This is a genomic window from Sandarakinorhabdus sp. (assembly GCF_031422795.1).
Taxonomy (GTDB): Bacteria; Pseudomonadota; Alphaproteobacteria; order Sphingomonadales; family Sphingomonadaceae; genus Sandarakinorhabdus.
In genome coordinates this window covers 1-4,674 of sequence record NZ_JANPML010000139.1, presented here as the reverse complement: position 1 = coordinate 4,674, position 4,674 = coordinate 1, and the positions used below count along the sequence as shown (strand labels likewise).

Genomic DNA, 4,674 nt, shown 5'->3' with positions numbered 1-4,674 from the left:
TGGCAGCCCGATCGCGGCCAAGGCCGGCTTCAGCTATTCTGAAGCCCTGGGCGGCATGAAGGGCAAGAACTGGGATTGGGACAATCTGTGGGGCTGGCTGAAAAGCCCGAAGGCCTTCATGGCCGGCAACAAGATGAGCTTCGCCGGCATCACCAAGCCCGAAGACCGCGCCGCCGTGATTGCCTGGCTCAACAGCCAAAGCGCCAGCCCGCTGCCGCTGCCTGCCGCCCCGGCCGAAGAAGCCCCGGCTGCGGAAGCCGCGCCGGCTGAAGGCGAAGCGGCCCCGGCTGCCGAGTAAGCGCTTCACACCGAATTCAAGGGCGGTGGCCGACAAGGCCGCCGCCCTTTTTCATTGGAAGAAGAAAGAACAGCCTCCGGCGGGCAGAGTCGCAGACCTGCGCCCCCGTTTGGGTGGGGCGGTCCTGGTCCAAGTTCACCTCTCCTCGCCGGGGAGAGGTCGAGAGACGCGCGAAGCGCGGCCCGGGAGATGGGTGCCTCATTCCACCGCGACAACGCCCCTCTCCCCCTGCGGGAGAGGGCGAGAGTCGCCGCAGGCGGCCCGGGGTGAGGGGTTTCGCTTTTGGAAGCCCAAGGCGCGACCCCTCACCCCGCCGCGCTACGCGCGAGTCGCCCTCTCCCGCAAGGGGAGAGGGGAAGAAAACGAAAGTGGACTGCCAAGGGCTCAGCCCCTGCCCGCCGGAGGCCCTTCTCCCTGCCCTCTACAGCCCGTAGTGCGCCTTCACGATGGCCCAGCCTTCCGCCGCCGTTTCGACGAAGTGGAACAGCTTCAGATCATCCGGTGCGATCACGCCTTCTTCGGCCAGGGCTTCGAAATTCACCACTCGGTTCCAGAAATCACGGCCATAAAGCAGGATGGGCAGCGGCGCGACCTTGCCGGTTTGCACCAGGGTGAGCAGTTCGAAGAATTCATCAAACGTGCCGAAGCCGCCGGGGAACACCGCGACAGCCTTGGCGCGCATCAGGAAATGCATTTTCCGCAGCGCGAAATAATGGAACTGCACCGAAAGGCCGGGCGTCACATAGGGGTTGGGCACTTGTTCGTGCGGCAGCACGATGTTGAGCCCCAGCGAAGGCGCACCGCTTTCCCAGGCGCCGCGGTTGGCGGCTTCCATGATCGATGGCCCGCCGCCAGAACAGACGGTGAAGCAGCGTTCGCCGGCTTCACAATGGGTGGAAACCAGTACCGCCAGTTCGCGGGCGACATCATAATAGCGGGCGTTGGCCGCCAGGCGGGCAGCGACGGCCTTGCGTTCAGGAGTCGTGGCAGCAGCAACCAATCCCGGCGCCTCTTCCGGCGACGGGATGCGGGCCGAGCCGTAAAACACGAAGGTGGAATGGATATCGGCTTCGGCCAGCAACAGCTCGGTTTTCAGCAGTTCCAATTGGAACCGCACCGGGCGCAGATCTTCGCGCAGCAGGAAATCACTATCCTGAAAGGCCAGGCGATAGGCCGGGTGTTCCGTCTGCGGCACGGCGGTGGGCGTGTTACCCAGCTTCGCATCGGCTTCGGCGGTGGGGAACAGACGTTCGGGCACAGTGGGCGGTACGGGCGGTGTCATCATGTTCATCTCTCACGCAAAACGGTCGGCGGCGATAGAGCAGGTCGCCAAACTTGTCACGCCGGATTCGTCAGACCCAGGGCGGCGGTGGCGTCGCCCACGCTGTGGTAACGGCCGCCCATGTCATCATGAAGATGGGCGTGGGTGGGAATGTGGAACAGGCTGAGATCGAGGCCCTTGAGGCAGAGTTCGGCAGCGCGTTCGGGCCGGATGATGCCCATCTCTGCCGGCCAGCGCGCCGGATCCGGGCCCAGGCCGGCCGCCGTCATGCCCGTGTAAACGCCGCCGGGCAGCAGCACATGCACATCCAGCGGCTTGCCGGCGTTGCGGCTTTCGGTAGCCAGCCATTCGGCCAGGATCAACACACCATGTTTGGACGCCGCATAAAGCCCATTGCCGAAATTCTGGATCGACGGCGGCAGCGACAGGCTGTTTTCGGAAGCCGTGATGACGATCCGCGCCCGCCAGCCGCCGGCTTCGGCTGCGCGCACCAGCGCCTGTGCCAGCCGTGTTGGCCCCAGCATGTTGATTTCCCACAGCCGGGCGAGGCCGGGATCGTCGATATCGGCCTTCAACAGCCGGCGTGTGTAGCCGATGCCGGCATTGGCAAACACCGCATCCAGCCGGCCATGGCGGGCAACCAGTTGCTCTACTGCCGCCGGGCCAGCCGCGCCGTCGGCCAGATCGAGCACCAGCGCTTCGCCGCCGCACAGGGCCGCCGTTTCAGTAACGCCATCTGCATCGATGTCGGCCGCCGTCACATGGGCACCGCGCTGGCCCAATGCCACGGCCAACGCCCGGCCAATCCCGCTGGCCGCGCCGGTGATCAGCACGCGTTGTCCGGTCCAGTCGATCATCCCCAGTTTCCTTCCCTTGCGTGCATTGACGAAACGCGTTTCCCGATGCGACGTCAATGCCGAGCCGACCCGATGGAGACCACATGATCGACCGCCGCATCCTCCTCGCCGGCCTGCCGCTGATCACCGCCGCCGGCCCTGACCGTTTCGCCGCCCTGCGCCGCGCCATCCCGTTGATCGAACGCAGCGCGGGCGGGCCCATCGGCGTCGCACTCATCGACACCCACAGCGGCCAACGCTTCACCCACCGCGCGGCCGAGCGCTTCCCCTTGTGCTCCACCTTCAAGCTGCTGCTGGCGGCGCGGCTGCTGCACGGCGCCGAAAAGGGCGCGTGGGTGATGAGCGAACGCTTGCCCGTGACCAAGGCGGACATGCTGTTCAATGCACCCTTTACCGAAAAGCGCATTGGCGGCAGTGCCAGCCTGCTGGAACTGGCCGAAGCCATGGCGGTTGTTTCCGATAACCCCGCCGCCAATATCGCCATGGCCCGGGTCGGCGGCCCTGCCGCCCTCACCCGCTGGCTGCGCGCGATTGGCGATCAGACCACCCGGCTGGACCGCAACGAGCCGGAAATGAACAACGAAACGCCGGGCGATCCGCGCGATACCACCACGCCGGCCGCCATGCTCGCCACCGCCCAAGCGCTGGTGGAAGGCCGCATCCTCTCGCCTGCCGGCCGCGCGCAACTGTTTGCCTGGATGCAGGCCAGCAAGACCGCCGATACCATGATCCGCGCAGCGCTGCCGCCGGGCTGGCAAGAGGCCAACAAGACCGGCGCCGGCAGCTGGCACGCCCGCAACATCGTATCGGTGATCACGCCGCCCGGTCGCAGGCCGATCTGGGTTGCTGCCTATCTGTTCGCCGCCCGATCTGAACTGGCCGAACGCAACCGCCAGTTCGTGCCGCTGGGCCGGGCAATTGTTGATTCGGTGGGGTGAACCTGGCCCTGCGACCATCGGCGCACAGACGGCAACCGCGAAACCGCTTGACCGTCGTCGGCAATTCCCTATCCCCAGCGGCGGGCCACGCCGCCCCAACGCGGCGCGAGCTCTCTGTGAGGAGAGAATATGACTGCCAAACCAACCGCGCTTCCGGCGCGTCCGCATTTTTCGTCCGGCCCCTGCGCCAAGCGTCCCGGATGGAGCCCCGAACAACTTGATACGGCTTCCCTTGGCCGGTCACACCGTTCCAAGCTGGGCAAGACGCGCCTTAAGCACGCCATAGATCTGACCCGCAAGATCCTGGGCATCCCCGACACGCATCGCATCGGCATCGTGCCGGCCAGCGACACCGGCGCCTATGAACTGGCGATGTGGACGATGCTGGGCGCCCGCCCGGTCACCGCCATGGCCTGGGAAAGCTTCGGCGAAGGCTGGGTGACCGACGCCGCCAAGCAGTTGAAATTGAACCCCACCATCATCACCGCCCCTTATGGCGAGCTGCCCGATCTGGCTGCTGTGGACTTCAGCACCGACGTGCTGTTCACCGCCAACGGCACCACGTCGGGCGTGCGCATCCCCAATTATAATTGGGTGCCAGCCGACCGCGAAGGCCTGACTTTCGTTGATGCCACCAGCGCCGTATTCGCGCAGGATGTCGATTGGGACAAGGTCGATGTGTTGACCTATTCGTGGCAGAAGGTGCTGGGCGGCGAAGGCGGCCACGGCATGCTCATCCTCGGCCCGCGCGCCGTCGAACGCCTCGAAAGCTACACCCCGGCCTGGCCGCTGCCCAAGATCTTCCGCCTCGTCTCCAAGGGCAAGTTGACCGAGGGCATCTTCGTCGGCGAAACCATCAACACGCCATCCATGCTGGCCGTTGAAGACTATATCGACGCGCTCGAATGGTCGGACAGCTTGGGCGGCCTCGACACGCTCAAGGCCCGCGCCGATGCCAATGCCGCCGCGCTCGATGCGTGGGTGCAGTCGCGCCCGTGGGTCGAACATCTGGCCAAGGACGCGGCTTCGCGCTCCAACACCTCGGTCTGCCTCGTGCTGCCCGGTCTGGCCGAAGACAAGGTGAAAGCGATCGTCAGCCTCCTCGAAAAGGAGAAGGCCGCCTATGACATCGGCGCCTATCGTGACGCCCCTCCCGGCCTGCGCATCTGGTGCGGCGCCACTGTCGACACTGCAGACGTGACCGCGCTCACCCACTGGCTCGACTGGGCCTATGCCGAGGTTTCGGCCTGACCCTTCTCCCCTCCCCTTCAGGGGAGGGGTCGGGGGTGGGGCCGCACC

General features: G+C 65.9%; 5 protein-coding genes. 3 read left to right on the top strand and 2 right to left on the bottom strand.

The features are described from left to right. Positions 1-298 (top strand): c-type cytochrome (locus RMO81_RS05095; protein ID WP_409049582.1); only part of this gene is annotated, 298 nt, incomplete at its 5' end. Positions 299-719: 421 nt separating this feature from the next. Here the strand turns inward: RMO81_RS05095 and RMO81_RS05090 are convergent. Both RMO81_RS05090 and RMO81_RS05085 read right to left on the bottom strand, forming a co-directional pair. Continuing rightward, positions 720-1,589 carry a TIGR00730 family Rossman fold protein gene (locus RMO81_RS05090; RefSeq protein ID WP_409049581.1) on the bottom strand — a complete coding sequence of 290 codons (870 nt, stop codon included), beginning with the start codon at positions 1,587-1,589 and terminating at the stop codon, positions 720-722. Between the two features lie 47 nt (positions 1,590-1,636). Continuing rightward, on the bottom strand, positions 1,637-2,437 hold the full coding sequence (locus RMO81_RS05085; protein ID WP_310474675.1) for an SDR family oxidoreductase: 801 nt from the start codon (positions 2,435-2,437) through the stop codon (positions 1,637-1,639). 83 nt (positions 2,438-2,520) lie between these two features. Here RMO81_RS05085 and bla point away from each other — a divergent pair, with 83 nt between their 5' ends. Both bla and RMO81_RS05075 read left to right on the top strand, forming a co-directional pair. Next, on the top strand, positions 2,521-3,375 hold the full coding sequence (bla, locus tag RMO81_RS05080; RefSeq protein WP_310474674.1) for a class A beta-lactamase: 855 nt from the start codon (positions 2,521-2,523) through the stop codon (positions 3,373-3,375). 129 nt (positions 3,376-3,504) lie between these two features. Further along, positions 3,505-4,626: a phosphoserine transaminase gene (locus tag RMO81_RS05075; protein ID WP_310474673.1), complete on the top strand. Its 1,122-nt coding sequence runs from the start codon at positions 3,505-3,507 to the stop codon at positions 4,624-4,626. Positions 4,627-4,674: the final 48 nt, after the last annotated feature.

Coding starts and splice junctions, on each gene's coding strand:
- RMO81_RS05085 (WP_310474675.1), bottom strand. CDS start 2,437: ATGATCGACTGGACCGGACAACGCGTGCTGATCACCGGCGCGGCCAGC.
- bla (WP_310474674.1), top strand. CDS start 2,521: ATGATCGACCGCCGCATCCTCCTCGCCGGCCTGCCGCTGATCACCGCC.
- RMO81_RS05075 (WP_310474673.1), top strand. CDS start 3,505: ATGACTGCCAAACCAACCGCGCTTCCGGCGCGTCCGCATTTTTCGTCC.
- RMO81_RS05090 (WP_409049581.1), bottom strand. CDS start 1,589: ATGAACATGATGACACCGCCCGTACCGCCCACTGTGCCCGAACGTCTG.